14 protein-coding genes are annotated in these 20,280 nt (G+C 55.2%); 4 read left to right on the top strand and 10 right to left on the bottom strand.

The window, feature by feature from the left end:
• Positions 1–341 precede the first annotated feature (341 nt).
• The 3 genes from focA (at position 342) to pflA (ending at position 4,477) form a co-directional block, all read left to right on the top strand.
• Positions 342–1,199, top strand: coding sequence for a formate transporter FocA (gene focA / locus FHN83_RS19500; protein ID WP_139564682.1), 858 nt, complete (start codon positions 342–344; stop codon positions 1,197–1,199).
• Between the two features lie 51 nt (positions 1,200–1,250).
• A complete protein-coding gene (pflB, locus tag FHN83_RS19495) occupies positions 1,251–3,533 on the top strand; it encodes a formate C-acetyltransferase (RefSeq protein ID WP_039029491.1) in 2,283 nt (760 codons plus the stop codon).
• A 203-nt stretch (positions 3,534–3,736) separates the two neighbouring features.
• A complete protein-coding gene (pflA, locus tag FHN83_RS19490) occupies positions 3,737–4,477 on the top strand; it encodes a pyruvate formate lyase 1-activating protein (RefSeq protein ID WP_039029492.1) in 741 nt (246 codons plus the stop codon).
• 34 nt (positions 4,478–4,511) lie between these two features.
• Here pflA and FHN83_RS19485 read toward each other — a convergent pair whose 3' ends face one another.
• The 10 genes from FHN83_RS19485 to lrp all read right to left on the bottom strand — a co-directional run bounded on the left by FHN83_RS19485 (position 4,512) and on the right by lrp (position 18,688).
• Entirely contained in the window at positions 4,512–5,024 is a 513-nt protein-coding gene (locus FHN83_RS19485; protein ID WP_039029493.1) for an anti-virulence regulator CigR family protein, read from the bottom strand.
• 123 nt (positions 5,025–5,147) lie between these two features.
• Positions 5,148–6,296 (bottom strand): MFS transporter, encoded by a 1,149-nt coding sequence (locus FHN83_RS19480; protein ID WP_039029494.1) that lies wholly within the window; start codon positions 6,294–6,296, stop codon positions 5,148–5,150.
• A gap of 274 nt (positions 6,297–6,570) precedes the next feature.
• Positions 6,571–7,434, bottom strand: coding sequence for a dimethyl sulfoxide reductase anchor subunit family protein (locus FHN83_RS19475; RefSeq protein ID WP_138369443.1), 864 nt, complete (start codon positions 7,432–7,434; stop codon positions 6,571–6,573).
• Between the two features lies 1 nt (position 7,435).
• The gene (locus FHN83_RS19470) at positions 7,436–8,053 is read right to left on the bottom strand and encodes a DMSO/selenate family reductase complex B subunit (RefSeq protein WP_139564681.1); all 618 of its coding nucleotides are present in this window, start codon (positions 8,051–8,053) and stop codon (positions 7,436–7,438) included.
• A gap of 10 nt (positions 8,054–8,063) precedes the next feature.
• On the bottom strand, positions 8,064–10,508 hold the full coding sequence (gene dmsA, locus FHN83_RS19465; RefSeq protein ID WP_139564680.1) for a dimethylsulfoxide reductase subunit A: 2,445 nt from the start codon (positions 10,506–10,508) through the stop codon (positions 8,064–8,066).
• A 207-nt stretch (positions 10,509–10,715) separates the two neighbouring features.
• Complete coding sequence (serS, locus tag FHN83_RS19460; protein ID WP_138369445.1) at positions 10,716–12,008, bottom strand: serine--tRNA ligase; 1,293 nt, start codon at positions 12,006–12,008, stop codon at positions 10,716–10,718.
• 93 nt (positions 12,009–12,101) lie between these two features.
• Positions 12,102–13,445, bottom strand: coding sequence for a replication-associated recombination protein RarA (gene rarA / locus FHN83_RS19455; RefSeq protein WP_039029499.1), 1,344 nt, complete (start codon positions 13,443–13,445; stop codon positions 12,102–12,104).
• Between the two features lie 9 nt (positions 13,446–13,454).
• A complete protein-coding gene (gene lolA, locus FHN83_RS19450) occupies positions 13,455–14,069 on the bottom strand; it encodes an outer membrane lipoprotein chaperone LolA (protein WP_039029500.1) in 615 nt (204 codons plus the stop codon).
• Positions 14,070–14,196: 127 nt separating this feature from the next.
• Complete coding sequence (gene ftsK / locus FHN83_RS19445; RefSeq protein WP_139564679.1) at positions 14,197–18,060, bottom strand: DNA translocase FtsK; 3,864 nt, start codon at positions 18,058–18,060, stop codon at positions 14,197–14,199.
• 133 nt (positions 18,061–18,193) lie between these two features.
• Positions 18,194–18,688, bottom strand: coding sequence for a leucine-responsive transcriptional regulator Lrp (lrp, locus tag FHN83_RS19440; RefSeq protein ID WP_000228469.1), 495 nt, complete (start codon positions 18,686–18,688; stop codon positions 18,194–18,196).
• 550 nt (positions 18,689–19,238) lie between these two features.
• Between lrp and trxB the strand changes: the two genes are divergently transcribed.
• The gene (gene trxB / locus FHN83_RS19435; protein WP_039029502.1) at positions 19,239–20,207 is read left to right on the top strand and encodes a thioredoxin-disulfide reductase; all 969 of its coding nucleotides are present in this window, start codon (positions 19,239–19,241) and stop codon (positions 20,205–20,207) included.
• Positions 20,208–20,280 lie beyond the last annotated feature (73 nt).

Genomic DNA, 20,280 nt, shown 5'->3' with positions numbered 1-20,280 from the left:
TATTGCCCCGTTTTTTATGTGCGGTAATAAATTTTTAATTGTAATAATTAAGTTAAATATTGGTAGCTATAATAATAGCGGCCTGACGGTTATTGTTACTTTTAATATGAAATACTCCATTCTAATTAACTGTCATCAACAGGGTCAGGAGAAAAAAATCAAATCATTTTGTAACTTTTAAAATTTATTTTTATTTGGATAATCAAGCACTTACTCCGCATTTGCTGTAAAACCACGCACTTTGCGGGCCTATAAGCCAGGCGAGATATGATCTACATCAATTTCTCTTCTATAATGCTTTGTTAGTATCTCGTCGCCGACTTAATAAAGAGAGAGTTAGTGTGAAAGCTGACAACCCTTTTGATCTATTACTCCCAGCTGCTATGGCGAAAGTTGCCGAAGAAGCGGGTGTCTATAAAGCAACGAAACAACCGCTGACGACGTTCTTCCTGGCGATTACCGCTGGGGTGTTCATCTCCATCGCCTTTGTTTTCTATATTACTGCGACCACCGGTACAGCCGCGATGCCTTTCGGTATTTCTAAGCTGATTGGCGGCATCTGTTTTTCACTGGGTCTGATTCTGTGCGTGATTTGCGGCGCCGATCTCTTTACCTCGACGGTACTTATCGTCGTGGCGAAAGCCAGCGGCAGGATCACCTGGGGTCAACTGGCCAAAAACTGGCTCAACGTGTACGTTGGTAACCTGGTTGGCTGTCTGCTCTTTGTTCTGTTGATGTGGTTGTCGGGTGAATATATGACCGCCAACGGCGCGTGGGGGCTAAACGTCCTGCAAACCGCCGACCACAAAGTCCACCATACATTTATTGAAGCCGTTGCCCTTGGCATCCTCGCAAACCTGATGGTCTGCCTGGCGGTCTGGATGAGCTACTCCGGGCGCAGCCTGATGGATAAAGCCATGATCATGGTTCTGCCTGTCGCGATGTTCGTCGCCAGCGGCTTTGAGCACAGCATTGCAAACATGTTTATGATCCCTTTCGGTATCGTAATCCGTGACTTTGCCAGCCCGGAGTTCTGGACCGCCATCGGTTCAAGCCCGGAAAATTTCTCTCACCTGACCGTTATGAACTTCATTACTGATAACCTGATCCCAGTCACAATCGGGAACATTATCGGCGGTGGTCTGCTGGTTGGGTTGACATACTGGGTCATTTACCTGCGTGGCGATAACCATCATTAATGGTTTTCTCAGGCAGTAAATAAAAAATCCACTTAAGAAGGTAGGTGTTACATGTCCGAACTTAATGAAAAGTTAGCCACAGCATGGGAAGGTTTTGCCAAAGGTGATTGGCAGAATGAAGTCAACGTTCGTGACTTCATCCAGAAGAACTACACCCCATATGAAGGTGACGAATCCTTCCTGGCCGGTGCTACCGACGCGACCACTGCCCTGTGGGACAGCGTTATGGAAGGCGTTAAGCAGGAAAACCGCACTCACGCGCCTGTTGATTTCGACACCTCCATCGCGTCCACCATCACTTCACACGACGCGGGCTATATCAACAAGTCCCTCGAGAAGATCGTGGGTCTGCAGACTGAAGCGCCACTGAAACGTGCGATTATTCCGTTCGGTGGTATCAAAATGGTTGAAGGTTCATGCAAAGCGTACGATCGCGAGCTGGACCCAATGCTGAAAAAAATCTTCACCGAATACCGCAAAACCCATAACCAGGGTGTATTCGATGTTTATACCAAAGACATTCTGAACTGCCGTAAATCTGGCGTTCTGACCGGTCTGCCAGATGCGTATGGCCGTGGCCGTATCATCGGTGACTACCGTCGCGTTGCGCTGTACGGTATCGACTTCCTGCTGAAAGACAAATACTCCCAGTTCCTGTCTCTGCAGTCCGATCTGGAAAATGGTGTAAACCTGGAAGCCACTATCCGTCTGCGTGAAGAGATCGCTGAACAGCACCGTGCGCTGGGTCAGATCAAAGAGATGGCAGCGAAATACGGTTGCGATATCTCTGGTCCTGCGACCAACGCTCAGGAAGCTATCCAGTGGACCTACTTCGGCTACCTGGCCGCTGTTAAGTCTCAGAACGGCGCAGCAATGTCCTTCGGTCGCGTATCCACCTTCCTGGATGCATACATCGAACGTGACCTGAAAGCAGGCAAAATCACTGAACAAGACGCTCAGGAAATGATTGACCACCTGGTCATGAAACTGCGTATGGTTCGCTTCCTGCGTACCCCTGAGTACGATGAACTGTTCTCTGGTGACCCAATCTGGGCAACTGAATCCATCGCCGGTATGGGCGTTGATGGCCGTACCCTGGTAACCAAAAACAGCTTCCGTTTCCTGAACACCCTGTACACCATGGGGCCGTCTCCGGAGCCGAACATCACCGTTCTGTGGTCTGAAAAACTGCCACTGAACTTCAAAAAATATGCCGCTAAAGTGTCCATCGACACCTCTTCTCTGCAGTACGAGAACGATGACCTGATGCGTCCTGACTTTAACAACGATGACTACGCTATCGCTTGCTGCGTAAGCCCAATGATCGTTGGTAAACAAATGCAGTTCTTCGGTGCGCGTGCAAACCTGGCGAAAACCATGCTGTACGCAATCAACGGCGGCGTTGATGAAAAACTGAAATTGCAGGTGGGTCCTAAGTCTGAGCCAATCAAAGGCGACGTGCTGAACTATGACGAAGTCATGGATCGTATGGATCACTTCATGGACTGGCTGGCTAAACAGTACGTCACCGCGCTGAACGTCATCCACTACATGCACGACAAATACAGCTACGAAGCTTCTCTGATGGCGCTGCACGACCGTGACGTGGTTCGCACCATGGCATGTGGTATCGCAGGTCTGTCCGTGGCAGCTGACTCACTGTCCGCTATCAAATATGCGAAAGTTAAACCGATTCGTGACGAAGACGGTCTGGCTATTGACTTCGAAATCGAAGGCGAATATCCGCAGTTTGGTAACAACGACGCTCGCGTTGATGACATGGCGGTTGACCTGGTAGAACGTTTCATGAAGAAAATTCAGAAACTGAATACCTACCGTAACGCTATCCCGACTCAGTCTGTTCTGACCATCACCTCTAACGTTGTGTATGGTAAGAAAACCGGTAACACCCCAGACGGACGTCGTGCTGGCGCGCCATTCGGACCAGGTGCTAACCCAATGCACGGCCGTGACCAGAAAGGTGCTGTTGCCTCTCTGACCTCCGTTGCAAAACTGCCGTTTGCTTACGCTAAAGATGGTATCTCTTACACCTTCTCTATCGTGCCAAATGCGCTGGGTAAAGACGACGAAGTGCGTAAAACTAACCTCGCGGGTCTGATGGACGGTTACTTCCATCACGAAGCGTCCATCGAAGGTGGTCAGCACCTGAACGTGAACGTCATGAACCGTGAAATGCTGCTCGACGCGATGGAACACCCTGAGAAATATCCTCAGCTGACCATCCGTGTATCTGGCTACGCAGTGCGTTTCAACTCACTGACTAAAGAGCAGCAGAAAGACGTTATTACCCGTACTTTCACTCAGTCCATGTAAGTGGATTTGACTGAAATCGCGCGGTAAAAGGCGTACAATAAAGGCTCCACGCAAGTGGGGCCTTTTTAACACCTCCCGCTCCGCAGTCTCTTTTGCCCGCTATCTATAATGAATGGATAACAGCCAAAACAGACTCGACACAGCCGCCTGAGCTGTGCACATAAACAGGCCCTGGACGGGCCGAACCTGGAGATATCACCGCAATGTCAACTATTGGTCGCATTCACTCCTTTGAGTCCTGTGGCACCGTCGATGGCCCGGGCATCCGCTTTATTACCTTCTTCCAGGGCTGCCTGATGCGCTGCATGTATTGCCATAACCGTGATACATGGGATACCCACGGCGGCAAAGAAGTCACCGTTGAAGAATTAATGAAAGAGGTGGTGACCTATCGCCACTTCATGAACGCCTCCGGCGGCGGCGTGACCGCATCCGGCGGGGAAGCAATCCTGCAGGCCGAGTTTGTGCGCGACTGGTTCCGTGCCTGTCATAAAGAGAGCATTCATACCTGCCTGGATACCAACGGCTTTGTTCGCCGCTACGATCCGGTGATCGACGAACTGCTGGAAGTCACCGACCTGGTGATGCTCGATCTCAAGCAGATGAATGACGAGATCCACCAGAACCTGGTGGGTGTTTCCAACCACCGCACGTTAGAGTTCGCGAAATACATTGCCGCCAAAGGCATCAAAACCTGGATCCGTTATGTGGTGGTGCCGGGCTGGTCAGATGATGACGACTCTGCCCACCGCCTGGGTGAGTTCACGCGTGATATGGGTAACGTCGAGAAAATTGAATTGCTGCCGTATCACGAGCTGGGCAAACATAAATGGGTGGCAATGGGCGAAGAGTACAAACTGGATGGCGTGAAGCCACCGAAAAAAGAGACCATGGAGCGCGTAAAAGGTATTCTGGAGCAGTACGGTCACAAGGTCATGTATTAACAAAACGCCCGGTTTTCACCGGGCGTTTTATTTATTAGTCGAAGACACCATTAATAATGGTTGTCACAATCGCAGTACTCAGCGCAATTAATACCAGATCTTTCCCCACTACCCGCCATTCATAGCCAGGGTAAGAAGGCAATTGACCGAGCATCGAGGCCGGAACAGTTTTTTTCGCAATACCCGGAGGCAGTGGTTTACCGCGTGCCAGGTTTTTCGCAATCCCCGGCGGAAGCGAATCATAGCCTGTTAAGCCATAGTTCAGCGCCAGATGACGAGCATGATCGTAACTAACGCGGGCATTCACATCATCACTGACGCTTTTATTTGATTTGCCCGGATTTTGGTTGCCGTTATTCTGCTTATTACCATGGTTATCGGAATTCCCTTTACCTGAATTCCCGTTACCATGATTGCCGCTATTACCTTGCCCACCGCCATTGCCATGGCCATTTCCATTGCCTGGATTAGCCATAACAGGTGCAGTTGCAAATGATAAAGATAACACTACGGCCAGCGCGGTAGTGGTAAAACGACGAGTAGACATGATCGCTGCCTTTTTGTGGTAGAACGCATCTGAATTATCGCCTGGCGCGATAAACAAACAATGCGTAAAACTCTTAGATGTGACAAAGACAAAAAAGCCTGTCATCGACAGGCTTTTATTTATTCAGGCATGTGCCACCGGGGTAGGATGTTCTCCCGCTTTGCGCAGCAACATTAAGAGGTAAATAAACGACACGCTGGCGATCATGATAAACAGCAGATTGTCGGAATAGTTCTGCATCAGCATGGCGGTAAAGGTTGGTCCCAGCAGGCTGCCGATGGTATAGCTCAGCAGCAGCGCCTGGTTCATGGCCACCAGCTGATGGTGCTCGACTTTCTCACAGGCCCAGGCCATTGCAACCGGATAGAGCGTGAAGCCAGCAGCGCCGAGAATAAACAGAGCCGGTGCCATCGCGGCGTTGCTGAGCATGGCAAGGCAACCCATGATCACCACGAAGACCTGGACGCGCAGCACCAGCAGACGCCCGAAGCGATCGGCAAGACGCCCCACCGGCCACTGGCCGACAATCCCCGCGCTGACCATCACCGCCATCCAGAAACCAATCCCGGAATCACTCACCCCCTGATGATTCAGGTAGAGCGGCATCAGGCCATACAGTGAGCCCAGCACAATCCCGGAGATGATGCATCCGTTAACGCCCAGACGCGCCTGACGCAATCTCAGCATTGGCCAGACGTGAGTCGCTTCCTGATGCTCGCTGCTCTGGTTCACAATGCGCGTAAAGAGCAGCGGCAGGATCGCCGCCAGCACCATGCCCGTTACCCACGGCAGTACGCTCATCAGGTCGGTCGGGAGTTTGCTGACCATCAGCTGGCCAAGCACGGTACCCACGTAATAGACCATCATATAGGCCGCCAGCAGGCGACCGCGGTTGCGGGAGGTGCCGCTGCACATCAGGGCGCTTTCCACCACCACCCAGATCATGGCGCAGCCGACGCCGGCGATAAAGCGCCAGACCATCCAGCTCCAGAAGCCAACCATTAGCCCCAGCCCGGCACATCCGACGGCAAAAATAAGCGATGCCAGATAGTAGCTGCGGTTAAAACCGAAGCGTTTGATCAGGCTTCCTGTCAGCAATGTTCCCAGCAGGTTGCCGGTAAAAAAGGACGAGCTGACCATACCCACCTGCCAGGTCGGTAAGTTTTCATGGGCGAGCCACAGCGGGACGAGCGTATTTAACACCGCGATCGCCAGGGTCAGCAAAAGCAGGCCACAGAGCAACAGGAGCACTGGCCGGGTATAGGTCGACATGGATTAAAAACCGTGAGGAAGTTCAGATTTCGTGCGCATCATGCCACTGGCAAAAACAAAGTCAATCCACCTGTTTAGGCCGCACGCACGATATGTTCCTTGTCGATTGAAAAAACTCATCCTGCTAATGCAATGCCTGCTATCAATATTAATTATGTATTTGTTTTTATTTATGTCTGACTAAAATTGAAACCAAACGACAGTTGAAAAATTTCATGATTGAAAATAAAAAAGCCGGGCACTAAGTCCCGGCTTTATATAACGAAAATCAAAATTAACTGGCGACAGCCATTCCAACCGTCATATGCAGGCCATAGAACACCCCGCGGCCAATCAGTTCACCCGCCAGCACCAGCACAAATGCCAGAGACAACAGCGGGATCGCAGGCTGATAGCCTTTGAGCTGCGGCACTACCCAACAGACCAGCGCCGCCGCCAGGAGCACCACGCGCCAGGCCATCAGCGAACCGTAATCCGGCACGAGGGCAGAAGCCTGCTGAATGGAGCTGCTAATTGTTGCCAGCTCTGCGCCCTGCATCAAAGCAACAACCGCGCTCACCACCAGCGCCAGCAGCGACACGGCGGGCAGTAAACGCATCGCCCAACCGTCTACACCCGCAACGCGCAGCAACAGGAAGCCCAGCAGCGGCCCGCCGATAAACATCGTCAGGAAGAAACTCATCGGCGTCCAGACGCTGTACCAGGTCGGCACGGTATCGATAGTGTTATAGACCCGAACCATCATCCAGACGAACACCACGCCCAGCACCATAGTGACAATCAGCCACAGGCTACGCAGACCGGCAGGCAGCTTTTTCAGCGCAGCCAGCAGCCAGCCCAGACCACCGACAGCAAAGAAGAGCGCCCCGCTGGCGATCTCATTGCTGAGGGAAGAGGCTCCCACGCGGTTCAGGGAGTTGAACGCGCGCATCGGTGAACCGAGGTGCAGCGTAGAGGCGATAAAACCGATCCCCATGAGCACCCACAGGCCAAACATGCTCAGCACCAGTCGCTGCTGTTGTCCCGCATTCAGATTGCCTTTTAAAAGCGCCAGCGCAAGGACGATAAACCCGCCCGCCACGCACTGTCCGAAGACGGTAAAAATCATCAACGGCCATTCATGCCATCCGCTTCCCATCTCACACCTCCTTTGGATTGGCCAGGTAGCCGGTGGTGTCACCCGTTGGTCGGCTGTTGGCATTGGGTTTAATGACGATACTCGGCTTCGTAAAGTGCGCCGACGGCAGCGGTGCGACGGCAGCCAGCTTGCCGTATTTCTGGCGCAATTCGGCAATCGGACCGAAATCCAGCGCGCGCAGCGGGCAGGATTCAACGCAAATCGGCTTATGGCCTTCGGCTACGCGATCGTAGCAACCGTCGCACTTGGTCATATGCCCTTTGGCGGCGTTGTACTGCGGCGCACCGTACGGGCAGGCCATATGGCAGTAGCGACAGCCGATGCAGACATCTTCATTCACCACCACAAAGCCGTCGTCGCGCTTGTGCATCGCGCCGCTCGGACACACTTTGGTGCAGGCGGGATCTTCGCAGTGGTTACAGGCAATGGACAGATAGTAGGCAAAGACGTTCTGGTGCCAGACGCCGTTGTCCTCCTGCCAGTCGCCGCCCGCGTATTCGTAGATACGGCGGAAGCTGACATCCGGCGTCAGGTCCTTATAATCTTTGCAGGCCAGCTCGCAGGTTTTACACCCGGTGCAGCGGCTGGAATCAATAAAAAATCCATACTGAGTGGTCATCGGCTACTCCTTACGCCTTTTCAACCTGAACGAGGTTACTGTGAGACGGATTACCTTTCGCCAGCGGCGACGGGCGTTGTGTGGTGAGCACATTAATACAGCCAGCCTGATCGACGCGGTTGGCGTCCGGGTTGTACCAGGCGCCCTCACCTAACGCGACCACACCCGGCAGGATACGGGGCGTCACTTTGGCTTCGATATGCACTTCGCCGCGCCCGTTAAAGATCCGCACCCGGTCGCCGTTGGCGATCCCGCGCGATTTTGCATCCAGCGGATTGATCCACATCTCCTGACGACAGGACGCCTTCAGGACGTCAACGTTGCCGTAGGTGGAGTGGGTACGCGCCTTATAGTGGAATCCGGTCAGCTGTAGCGGGAACGCTTTGCTCTGCGGATCGTCGTAGTTTTCAAAGCCAGGGCTGTAAACCGGCAGCGGATCGATCACGTCGTCTTTCTCCAGCTCCCACGTTGCGGCGATCTGCGCCAGCTGGGCGGAGTAGATCTCAATCTTGCCTGACGGCGTGGTCAGCGGATTGGCGGCAGGATCGGCGCGGAAGGCTTTATAGGCCACGTGATGCCCTTCCGGGTCACGCTTTTTGAACATGCCCTGCTGGCGGAATTCATCAAATGACGGCAGCTCCGGAATAGCTTCGCGGGACTGCTCATACAGGTGGCGCATCCACCCTTCCTGGGTACGCCCTTCGGTGAACTGCTGCTCAACGCCCATGCGTTTCGCCAGCTCGGTCGTCATCTCATAGATGGTTTTGCAGCCGAAGCGCGGTTTGATCGCCTGGTCGGCAAAAATCACGTACGACATGTTGCCGCAGGAGGCGTCCAGGGCGAAGTCCATCTGTTCAGATGCGGTGCAGTCCGGCAGCAGAATATCGGCATACATCGCCGAAGAGGTCATATGGCAATCCACCACCACAATCAGCTCGCACTTCTTATCATCCTGCAGGATCTCGTGGGTGCGGTTGATCTGCGAATGCTGGTTGATCAGGCAGTTACCGGCATAGTTCCAGACCATCTTGATCGGCACATCGAGTTTATCTTTACCGCGTACCCCGTCGCGGGTGGCGGTCATCTCCGGGCCGCACTCAATGGCATCGGTCCACATAAACATCGATATACTGGTCTGAACCGGGTTTTCCAGAGTCGGCATACGCACAAACGGCAGCGAATACGAGCCTTCACGCGCCCCGCTGTTGCCGCCGTGGATCCCCACGTTGCCGGTTAAAATTGCCAGCATGGCGATGGCGCGGGAGACAAGTTCGCCGTTGGCATGGCGCTGCGGGCCCCAGCCCTGAGAGATAAATGCGGGCTTCGCCCCAGCGATTTCACGCGCCAGTTTGACGATGCGCGCCTCGGGAATGCCGGTGATAGCCGCGGCCCAGGCAGGGGTTTTGGCAATACCGTCATTACCCTGGCCGAGAATGTAGGCTTTGTAGTGGCCGTTTGCCGGCGCCCCTTCCGGCAGCGTTTTTTCATCGTAGCCGACGCAATATTTGTCGAGGAAAGGCTGATCGACGAGGTTCTCATTAATCATCACCCACGCCAGGGCGGAGATCAGCGCCGCATCGGTTCCCGGGCGGATCGGGATCCACTCATCTTCGCGCCCTGCCCCGGTATCGGTATAACGTGGGTCAATGACGATCATCCGGGCGTTCGATTTTTGCCGCGCCTGTTCAATGTAATAAGTTACTCCCCCGCCGCTCATACGTGTTTCGCCAGGGTTATTGCCGAACAGCACAACCAGCTGGCTGTTCTCAATGTCCGACGGGCTGTTGCCATCGGCCCAGCCGCCATAGGTGTAATTCAGGCCAGCGGCAATCTGCGCGGTGGAGTAGTCACCGTAATGATTGAGATAGCCCCCGCAGCAGTTCATCAGGCGGGCAATGAGGGTTTTACCCGGCGGCCAGGAGCGGGTCATGGTTCCACCCAGGGTGCCGGTGCCGTAGTTCAGATAGATGGATTCGTTACCGTAATCCTTAATCAGACGCTGCATCGTCCCGGCAATAGTGTCAAAGGCCTCTTCCCAGCTAATGGGTTCGAATTTGCCTTCGCCGCGTTTACCCACTCGCTTCATCGGCTGTTTCAGTCGATCCGGGTTATAGACGCGACGGCGCATCGAGCGGCCACGTAGGCAGGCGCGAACCTGATGTAACCCCTCGTAGTTATCATCCCCGGTATTGTCGGTTTCAACGTATTTAATCACATCGTCGACGACATGCATGCGCAGCGGACAGCGACTGCCGCAGTTTACCGTACAGGCGCTCCAGACCACTTTCTCATCGGATTTTACTGCAGTTGCGGCTTCAGCCGCCGATGCCAGACGTGAAAAAGGCAATGTGAATGCGCTACTGGCAACAGCCAGGCCGCTAATCGCCGTGGTTTTCATCAACCCACGTCGACTCACCTCGGCAGCCAGCAGCGCTTCAGGCGTTTTCATTTTCATAGACTCTCACTTTGATTGCTCACAAAGTTCAAAGGTGCGACAAAGTCGCTATATAGTTTTTTATATAAGGAAAGCATGCGTTAGCAGACGTTTTCGCTAACCAACTGTTTGGCAAGTATTACTACTTTAGAGGGAGGGGATATTGCCTGACATCAAAAGCGGGACATAAAAAAAGCGCCCTGAGGCGCTTTTTTACATAAAAACTCATTAGCCGATGTACTGCTGGCCTTTCATGTACGGACGTAGCACTTCAGGGATTTCGATACGACCGTCAGCCTGCTGGTAGTTTTCCAGCACTGCCACCAGGGTACGACCTACAGCCAGGCCAGAACCGTTCAGGGTGTGCACCAGGCGGGTTTTCTTGTCGGATTTAGTACGGCAACGAGCCTGCATGCGGCGAGCCTGGAAATCACCTACGTTGGAGCAAGAGGAGATTTCACGGTAGGTGTTCTGCGCCGGAACCCAGACTTCGAGGTCGAAGGTTTTGCAGGCGCCAAAGCCCATATCACCTGTACACAGCGCCACACGACGGTACGGCAGACCCAGCAGCTCCAGCACTTTTTCCGCGTGACCGGTCATCTCTTCCAGCGCCGCCATGGACTCTTCCGGGCGAACGATCTGCACCATCTCAACTTTGTCGAACTGGTGCATACGGATCAGACCGCGGGTATCACGACCATAGGAGCCCGCTTCAGAACGGAAGCACGGAGAGTGTGCAGTCAGTTTGATCGGCAGGTCATCTTCGTCGATGATTTCGTCACGCACGAGGTTGGTCAGCGGCACTTCTGCCGTTGGGATCAGCGCGTAGTTGCTGCTGTCTGCTTCTTCGTCCAGTGGACGGGTATGGAACAGATCGCCGGCAAATTTCGGCAGCTGGCCCGTGCCGTACAGCGTATCGTGGTTAACCAGGTAGGGTACGTAGGTTTCGCTGTAGCCGTGCTGCTCGGTGTGCAGATCCAGCATGAACTGGGCCAGCGCACGATGCAGATGGGCAATCTGACCTTTCATCACCACGAAACGGGAGCCGGTCAGCTTAACCGCGGCGGCAAAGTCCAGGCCCGCGTGCATTTCGCCCAGCGTTACGTGATCGCGAACCTCGAAGTCGAACTCGCGAGGCGTGCCCCAGCGTTTCACTTCGACGTTGTCGTTTTCGTCTTTACCGACAGGGACGCTGTCGTCAGGGGTGTTCGGGATCGCCAGGGCGATATCACGAATTTCGGCCTGAAGAACGTCCAGCTCAGCTTTTGCCTGATCCAGTTCTTCACCCAGCTTGTTCACTTCCAGGCGTAATGGCTCGATGTCTTCCCCGCGCGCTTTCGCCTGGCCGATGGATTTCGATCGAGAGTTACGCTCTGCCTGCAAGTTTTCTGTTTGTACCTGCAGAACTTTACGACGCTCTTCAAGAGCGCGCAGCTTATCTACATCCAGTTTAAAGCCCCGGCGTGCCAGTTTTTCAGCGACTGCGTCTGGCTCGTTACGCAGCAGATTGGGATCGAGCATGCTTATCCTGTGCTTATCGAATTAAAAAATAGGAGGAAATGACCGCAGCCTGCGGTCATCAGATACATTGCCAACATTACCGCAACGATAGCCCTAACGATAGCGTTTTATAGGGCTATTTTGATCCTGTCCGGTAAGCCAGGCGAGCTTTTCGCCAATCTTGCCCTCAAGGCCTCTGTTTGTGGGGTGATAGTAGCGTGTTTGTGCCATTTCCTGCGGGAAGTACTCCTCCCCGGCGGCATAAGCGTTGGGCTCGTCGTGGGCATAGCGATACTCCTGACCGTAACCCATCTCTTTCATCAGTTTGGTCGGGGCGTTACGCAGATGTACAGGGACATCGTAATCAGGACGCTCGCGGGCATCGGACATCGCCGCTTTGAAGGCGGTATAGACGGCATTACTTTTCGGCGCACAGGCCAGATAGACAATCGCCTGCGCAATGGCACGCTCGCCTTCGGCAGGCCCGACGCGGGTGAAGCAGTCCCATGCGGAGAGTGCCACCTGCATGGCGCGGGGATCGGCGTTACCCACATCTTCCGAGGCAATCGCCAGGCAGCGACGGGCCACGTACAGCGGATCGCCCCCGGCGGTGATAATGCGCGCATACCAGTAGAGCGCGGCATCGGGGGCGCTGCCGCGTACCGACTTGTGTAGTGCCGAGATTAGGTCGTAAAAACGATCGCCTTTGTTATCAAAACGCGCGCTGCGTTCGCCGGCAATTTCGGTCAGCAGCGCCGGCAGCAGAACCCGCTTACCGCTGTCGTCGGCTTCGGCCATATCTGCCATCATCTCGAGCGTATTCAGCGCCCGGCGTGCATCGCCGTTTACCAGCTCAGCAATGGCAAGACGGGTTTCGTCCGGCAGGACGATATCCTGGCCGCCGTAGCCCCGGGCCTTATCGGTCATTGCCTGGGTCAGCACCTGCTCGATGTCTTCGGTGGTTAATGACTTCAGCAGATAGACGCGGGCGCGGGACAGCAGCGCGGAATTCAGCTCAAACGAGGGGTTTTCAGTGGTTGCGCCGATAAAGGTGATGGTGCCATCTTCGATGTGCGGCAGGAAGGCATCCTGCTGGCTCTTGTTGAAGCGGTGCACCTCGTCGACAAACAAAATGGTGCGGCGCCCGGCATTGCGGTTCTGTCGCGCCCGTTCGATGGCTTCGCGGATCTCTTTCACCCCGGAGGTGACGGCGGAAATACGCTCGACGTCCGCATCGGCATAACGGGCAATGACCTCGGCCAGCGTGGTTTTACCTGTGCCTGGCGGCCCCCAGAGGATCATCGAATGCAGATGCCCGGCTTCAATAGCGCGCGGCAACGGCTTGCCCGCAGCCAGCAGATGCTGCTGGCCGATATACTGCGCTAAATTTTCTGGCCGCATACGGGCGGCCAGAGGTTGAAACGCATTATCTGAAAAATCGAGCGACAGGTTGCTCACGCACGCCTCTTACTTATTACGTTGATCGTCCACCGTGACGCCCTTCGGCGGGGTAAAGGTGAATTTAGATGCATCAACCGCCCCGTTCTGCTGGGATTTCAGCTGATAGCTGCTGCGCTGATCGTCCTGCTCAACCGCACCGAACTGATTGATGGTCCCGTTGCTGCTCACGTTAATGGTGAACTGCTTCAGATTACCGCTGCCACTTTTCGGGGTCAGCACAAAGTCATCGCCGTTCTGTTTGATGTTGTACTGCTGCCAGTCGCTGCTCTGGTTACGGGCGATCAGCATAAACGGCGTGTTGCTGGCGGCATCCTTAAGCCAGGTGGCGGTGGCCTGCTCAACAAACGGGTTGAAGAACCACAGGGTTTTCCCGTCGGAAACCAGGATGCTCTCATCCGGCTGGGTCATATGCCAGTTGAACAGATTCGGACGTTTAACCCACAAGTCACCCTGACCTTCCTGCACCGCGTTGCCGCTGCCATCGGTCACTTTCTGCGTGAAGCTGGCGTGGAAGCTGCTCACTTTATCGAGGCGGCTTTTCAGGTCGCTGGCGGCATCAGCCCAGACGCTGCTTGCCACAAAGCCAGTCAGTAATGCACAGGTGATTGCGATTTTTTTCATTGTTCATCCTTACAAAGCGTCTTCCCGAAATGGGGGTTTCTGTCACTATTCTGGACCTGCCCGCAGGCAGGCGACAGAAGAAAATGCTTAAATTTTGCTGCTTTACCCATCTTTGCAATCGGGGGCATTACTCGAACGGCGGCGGTGCCAGCACTTCACGGTTGCCGTTGTGGCCCTGCTCGCTCACGATGCCCTGGGCTTCCATCTGCTCGATGATGCGCGCTGCTCGGTTGTAGCCGATGCGGAACTGGCGCTGAACCCCGGAAATAGAGGCTTTACGTTTTTCAGTGACGAAGTTGACCGCCTGATCGAACAGCGGATCCAGCTCTTCACCGCCGTCAAAGCCGCCGCCACCGCCGCCTTCGCTTTCGCTGTCAGAGGTGATGCCTTCGACATATTGCGGACGACCGCGCGCCTTCCAGTCTTGCACCACGGCATGCACTTCCTGGTCGCGAACAAACGCGCCGTGGACACGCACCGGCGAGGTCGAGTTAGGCCCGGAATAGAGCATATCACCCATGCCGAGCAGCGACTCTGCGCCGCCCTGGTCGAGAATGGTACGGGAGTCGATTTTGCTCGACACGGTAAAGGCGATACGGGTCGGGATATTGGCTTTAATCAGGCCGGTGATGACATCCACCGACGGACGCTGGGTCGCCAGCACCAGGTGAATACCTGCCGCACGCGCTTTCTGCGCCAGGCGAGCGATCAGCTCTTCCACTTTCTTGCCGACGGTCATCATCAGGTCGGCAAATTCATCCACCAGCACCACGATGTACGGCAGTTTTTCCAGCACCGGATGCTCAGCATCCATGCTGTCGCCCGGTTTCCAGTACGGATCCGGAATTGGACGGCCCATCTTCGCCGCTTCTGCGATGATCTCGTTATATCCGGCGAGGTTACGCACGCCGAGCGCAGACATCAGCTTGTAGCGACGCTCCATCTCGTTGACACTCCAGCGCAGGGCGTTAGCGGCGTCCTTCATGTCGGTCACTACTTCCGTCAGCAGATGCGGAATACCTTCGTAAACCGAGAGCTCCAGCATTTTCGGGTCGATCATGATGAAACGCACATCTTCCGGTTGCGCTTTATACAGAATGCTGAGGATCATGGCGTTCACCCCAACAGACTTACCGGAACCGGTCGTACCCGCCACCAGCAGGTGTGGCATTTTCGCCAGATCGGCCACCACAGGCTCGCCGGCAATGTCTTTACCCAGCACCACGCTCAGCGGCGACGGGTTATCGCGGAATTTGGCGTTATCCAGGACTTCGCGCAGGTAAACGGTCTGACGTTTTTTATTCGGCAGCTCCAGGCCAACATAAGGTTTGCCCGGAATGACCTCAACCACGCGCACGGCCACGGTGGAGAGCGAACGCGCCAGGTCACGAGAGAGGTTGGAAATACGCGCGGCTTTCACGCCCGGCGCCAGGTTCAGCTCGAAACGGGTGATCACCGGGCCAGGCGAATAGTTCACCACATCCGCTTTAATACGGAAATCGGCCAGACGCAGTTCTACCAGGCGCGCCATTTGATCGAGGGCGAAGGTATCGACCGGTTCAACTTCCGTTGGCGGCGGTGTCAGCAGGTCAAATGACGGCAGCGGCGTGGTCGGTCTTTGCAGCGGACGGCTGTCACCGTTACGCATCAGCAGCGGGTGGATCAGGCTCTGTTGAGACTGAGGCGCTGGCTGCTGCACAGGCTGTTGAGGCTGTGCATACTGCTGCGGCGGCTGCTGAACAGGCTGTTGAGGCTGTGCGTATTGCTGCGGCGGCTGCTGAACAGGCTGTTGAGGCTGTGCGTACTGCTGCGGCGGCTGCTGAACAGGCTGTTGAGGCTGTGCATACTGCTGTGGTTGCGGCGGCGTAAATGCCTGACGCGGCGGCTCGGCTTCCGGCATCACGCCCGGCGTGAACAGCGGTTCGCTCGGCGTATCATCTACCAAATCTTTCATTGGCGAGAATTCAAAGTCCGCCAGCGAGAACGGGTTAGCCCCCGTCGGCTGCTCCCCGGAATAACGCTGCTGCTGCGTGGCGGCGAACTGGCGAGCCAGCTCCGCCTCGGCGGCATCATCTTCGTCATTTTGAGTGTCAACGTGCTGCGGTTCGGACTGATACTCGTCACCACCATACCGCTGATGTTGCTGCTGAGCGAACTGGCGGGCCAGCTCCTCCTGCTGCATTTCATCGGCATCCTCTTCGTACTGTTCATCTTCGTAATGCTGACGTCCGGCCTCACGCGCTTTCTCTTCCGCTATCCGCTGGGAAGGCAGCTTGATGCCATAAGAGGCCAGCTCACGGCGGGTAGGAACACGCACGCGGTTAGGGCGCGGCAACTGAGGACCAATCCCCTCTTTCACCTGTGGACGCGGTGCGCCACCGGTTGCCAGGCTGAATAACGGTGCTGCAGCGCTGGCCGCAGCGGCGCCTGCGCTTGTCGCCTGCTGTACGCTGGCAGCAACAGGTGCGACGGTAGAGACTGGCTCCACAACTGGAACAGCTGGAGTTTCAGCAGCTTTTACCGGGGCAGGCTCTTGTGCCGCCTCAGGCACCGGTTGATACCAGGCCGCGAGCTGCTCACGCTCGCGGGCACGTTTCTCTTCCACCTCTTCGAAATAGTAAAGCGGCGGACGGGACGGTTTCACCTCTTCGACCGGCGGCTCTTCAATAATCGGTTGAGCGATAACCGGCTCAGGCTGATAAACAGGCTCAGGCTGATAAACAGGTTCAGGTTGATAGACCGGCTCGGACTGATACACCGGTTCCGGCTGATACACGGGCTGCTGCGGCTCGTACTGCGGCTGGGCATAGACCGGCTCAGGTTGATAAGGCGGCTGCCACTGATCCTGCGGCGCAGGGGCGGCATAAGGGTCTGGCTCAGGGGCATACGCCGGGGCGGCTGGCGCGCCTGGCTCAGCCTGCCAGTCAACCGCAGGCGGCTGTAACGGCATCTCTGGTACAGAAGGAGTCGGGGTCACCGGATCCACCGGCGCAGCAAAAGCCTGGGTTGCCGTGGTGGCGGCAGCGGCGGCGGCAAGCGGCTCAGCCACTGAGTGGCCGTTGAGCAGCGGATCGTACTCATCATAATCGGATGTCAGGGCACGATTACCGGAGAACAGTACATCATCCGGATCGGCGGCTACGCCACGGGCGCTGTAAGCCACCTCTTCCTCGTCGTCCATCCGTTTGCCGGAGAACAACGCCGCATCGGTTTTGCGGCCTAATGGGTTGGCGAATTTCTCTGCCACACGCTTACGACGCGCCAGCGCCCCGCGCATAATGCGGGCGCGGCGAGACTCACGGCGCTCGGCGCTCGGCTCGGCATCTTCGTAGTCGTCTTCATACTCTTCGTCGTTGACCCAGGTGTCGTCACGACGGGTGCGGTTGCTGGCAAAGGTCAGGACGTTGAGGATCACACTGCCGATTTTCTCGGCGATGCTGACCCAGGACCAGCCGGTAAAGAGGGTCAGCCCTGCGCCCCAGACGCAGAGCAGCGCCAGCGTGCCACCGCTGCTGTGCAGCATCGGCTGCAGCGCGGTGCTCAGCAGGCTGCCAATCACGCCGCCGGAGGCAAAATACCAGATGTCGTCGGCGTTAATCGCCGCCAGACCGCAGGAGGTGAGGATCAGCGCCAGCGCGCCTATCAGACGCAGCGAGACGGCAAAATAGTCGATGTAGTCATCGTTCTGGCGATGGCGCCAGGCGAACCAGCAGCCGCCAATAATAATGACGGGGAGGGTGTACGCCATCACGCCAAAGATAAAGAACAGCGTATCCGCCAGCCATGCGCCCGGTACGCCGCCTAAATTATGAATAGGCTCGTGCCATGCGGTCTGTGACCAACTGGGATCGGAGGGGTTGAAACTGAGTAAGGCTGCCATCAACCAGACGGCAAAAAGAGCAACAAGGATCAGTAACGCCTCAAGGAGTCGGCGTCCACTGCTGAGCTTGGTTAAATTGACTTCTTTGTCTTCGGTATATTCCTGGCTCAAAACAGGCTCTCCAGGTATCAGGCAATTCCTGCCTGAGTGCTAAACGGACAACAGTGCCGGGAGGCCCGACACTGTTGCTGTATGGATTACCAGGAGTGTAATCAAAGTACGCTGATATTGCACCTGTTCCGTGTTAGCGCGTCTTAATAACCAGACGATTGCTCTGTTTGACTTCTTCCATTACCACGTAGGTACGGGTGTCGTTCACACCAGGCAGTCGCAGCAGGGTTTCGCCCAGCAGCTTACGGTATGCGGACATATCAGGTACGCGGGTTTTCAACAGGTAGTCGAAATCACCGGAAACCAGATGACACTCTTGAATTTCTTCAAGTTTTTGCACGGCGGCATTGAATTGCTCAAACACATCCGGCGCACCACGATTCAGAGTAATCTCAACAAATACCAGAAGTGAGGCATCCAGATAATGCGGGTTCAGCAGTGCTGTATAGCCCTGAATAAAACCCTGTCTTTCCAGTCGGCGCACACGCTCAAGGCACGGCGTCGGGGAAAGTCCCACACGTTTTGAAAGCTCGACGTTGGAAATACGCCCATCCTTTTGCAATTCATTAAGAATGTTACGATCGATACGGTCGAGATCTTTGCCAGGGCGCTTCTTGCTATCTACCATTATTATTGTCTCTCTGTATTCCTTCCCTAACTCCTGCCAGGACCCTGTGCACTTCACTGTTCAGAGTCTTTCCCCGCGGTTAACCGCATCGCCTGTTTTTTAGTTTACGCGATGCTGATTGGGGTTATGTGGTATGAAGACCGTTGCCCAGAGGCGGCCATCAACATCACGTATGGCATCTGTCCACACCATGCGTAGATTTCGCTGACCCGGTAAAAATGGTGATTTTGTGCATGACTATGCGAAACACAAAGACCGTTTTTTTTCTTCCTTGAATGTTTTCGCAAAAGCGCAGGGGATTGTCAAAGCAAAACATCGATTTTTAGTACAACATGCCGGATATTCATTACGTCCGGCGATTAATCCTCATTTTATCGCCGCAGTTTCGACCGATTACCTACCAATATTGTTATAAAATCACCTTTCCCGCGCGGCGGTTGATTGGCGCTTTCTATTACACACATCGTTAACAAAATCGCTGCGCCCTTTTTTTACGGCAACAAATTCCCTACAATCCGGGAAAATGTCTGCCAACAACAATGGGGATCTCATGGGCACGGCCAAACACAGTAAACTTCTAATTCTTGGTTCTGGACCTGCTGGATACACCGCAGCGGTCTACGCTGCACGCGCTAACCTGCAACCGGTACTGATCACGGGCATGGAAAAAGGCGGTCAGCTGACCACCACGACCGAAGTAGAAAACTGGCCAGGCGATCCTGAAGGCCTGACCGGGCCGCTGCTGATGGAACGCATGCACGAGCATGCCGCCAAATTTGATACCGAAATCATTTTTGACCACATCAACAAGGTCGATCTGCAAAACCGTCCGTTCCGCCTGATCGGTGATAACGCGGAATATACCTGCGACGCGCTGATCGTCGCGACCGGTGCTTCTGCCCGCTATCTGGGCCTGCCGTCTGAAGAGGCGTTTAAAGGCCGCGGCGTTTCTGCCTGCGCAACCTGCGACGGTTTCTTCTATCGCAACCAGAAGGTCGCGGTCATCGGCGGCGGCAACACCGCGGTTGAAGAGGCACTGTATCTGGCGAATATCGCCTCTGAAGTGCACCTCATTCACCGCCGTGATACTTTCCGCGCGGAAAAGATCCTGATCAAGCGTCTGATGGACAAAGTGGCCAGCGGCAATATCGTGCTGCATACCCACCGCACCCTTGAAGAAGTGACCGGCGATCAGATGGGCGTTGCAGGTCTGCGCATCCGTGATACGCAGAACACCGACAACGTCGAAACGCTGGAAGTGGCGGGTCTGTTTGTTGCCATCGGCCACAGCCCGAACACGGCGATCTTCGACGGTCAGCTGGAGCTGGAGAACGGCTACATCAAAGTGCAGTCCGGTATTCATGGCAATGCCACCCAGACCAGCATCCCGGGCGTGTTCGCTGCGGGCGACGTGATGGACCACATTTATCGTCAGGCAATCACCTCTGCGGGCACCGGTTGTATGGCCGCGCTGGATGCAGAGCGATATCTCGACGGACTGGCCGATCAGAGTAAATAATTTTTACAAATCAGCAACAAACGTAAAAAAGGCGGCGATAAGTCGCCTTTATTGTCTCTGCGATGTAACATTG

The sequence above is a fragment of the Leclercia adecarboxylata genome (assembly GCF_006171285.1).
In the GTDB taxonomy this organism is placed as follows: Bacteria; Pseudomonadota; Gammaproteobacteria; order Enterobacterales; family Enterobacteriaceae; genus Enterobacter; species Enterobacter barmai.
The sequence above is the reverse complement of the archived record's forward strand: the minus strand, read 5'-3'. Positions and strand labels throughout refer to the sequence as shown.

Bases quoted from the DNA above. Each gene is read 5' to 3' on its own strand.
- pflB (WP_039029491.1), top strand. From the start codon at position 1,251: ATGTCCGAACTTAATGAAAAGTTAGCCACAGCATGGGAAGGTTTTGCC.
- pflA (WP_039029492.1), top strand. From the start codon at position 3,737: ATGTCAACTATTGGTCGCATTCACTCCTTTGAGTCCTGTGGCACCGTC.
- FHN83_RS19485 (WP_039029493.1), bottom strand. From the start codon at position 5,024: ATGTCTACTCGTCGTTTTACCACTACCGCGCTGGCCGTAGTGTTATCT.
- FHN83_RS19480 (WP_039029494.1), bottom strand. From the start codon at position 6,296: ATGTCGACCTATACCCGGCCAGTGCTCCTGTTGCTCTGTGGCCTGCTT.
- FHN83_RS19475 (WP_138369443.1), bottom strand. From the start codon at position 7,434: ATGGGAAGCGGATGGCATGAATGGCCGTTGATGATTTTTACCGTCTTC.
- FHN83_RS19470 (WP_139564681.1), bottom strand. From the start codon at position 8,053: ATGACCACTCAGTATGGATTTTTTATTGATTCCAGCCGCTGCACCGGG.
- dmsA (WP_139564680.1), bottom strand. From the start codon at position 10,508: ATGAAAATGAAAACGCCTGAAGCGCTGCTGGCTGCCGAGGTGAGTCGA.
- serS (WP_138369445.1), bottom strand. From the start codon at position 12,008: ATGCTCGATCCCAATCTGCTGCGTAACGAGCCAGACGCAGTCGCTGAA.
- lolA (WP_039029500.1), bottom strand. From the start codon at position 14,069: ATGAAAAAAATCGCAATCACCTGTGCATTACTGACTGGCTTTGTGGCA.
- lrp (WP_000228469.1), bottom strand. From the start codon at position 18,688: ATGGTAGATAGCAAGAAGCGCCCTGGCAAAGATCTCGACCGTATCGAT.
- trxB (WP_039029502.1), top strand. From the start codon at position 19,239: ATGGGCACGGCCAAACACAGTAAACTTCTAATTCTTGGTTCTGGACCT.